The organism is Pseudostreptobacillus hongkongensis (assembly GCF_001559795.1).
In the GTDB taxonomy this organism is placed as follows: domain Bacteria; phylum Fusobacteriota; class Fusobacteriia; order Fusobacteriales; family Leptotrichiaceae; genus Pseudostreptobacillus; species Pseudostreptobacillus hongkongensis.
On record NZ_LOHY01000035.1, the window covers coordinates 1 to 292 of the forward strand.

1 protein-coding gene is annotated in these 292 nt (G+C 33.6%); it reads left to right on the top strand.

The window, feature by feature from the left end; translation table 11 throughout:
- On the top strand, positions 1-194 hold a 194-nt coding region (locus AYC59_RS07875), incomplete at its 5' end, for a hypothetical protein (protein WP_169792206.1).
- Positions 195-292 lie beyond the last annotated feature (98 nt).

The window sequence follows — 292 nt, forward strand, 5'->3', positions numbered from 1 at the left end:
GTGCGATTGCAGCTTCTAATGCAGTTACATTAACTGGGAGTACAGTTCCTTCTTATTTAACAACAAAGTATTCAACGACAACGCAAGTTGAAAATAAGAGACGGACTGCACAACCTACCGTTGCAAATGCTCATAATAGTCCAATAACAGTTACTAAAGATGGTTCTAATACAACAGGTAATGCTTATACATAAGATGTAACAAAATCTAATGTATCATGAACATGACTTAAGGTGAAAAATGGAAATTGTAAGGTTTTAGGTACTGTAAATTTAACTCTTGAATTTGAAGA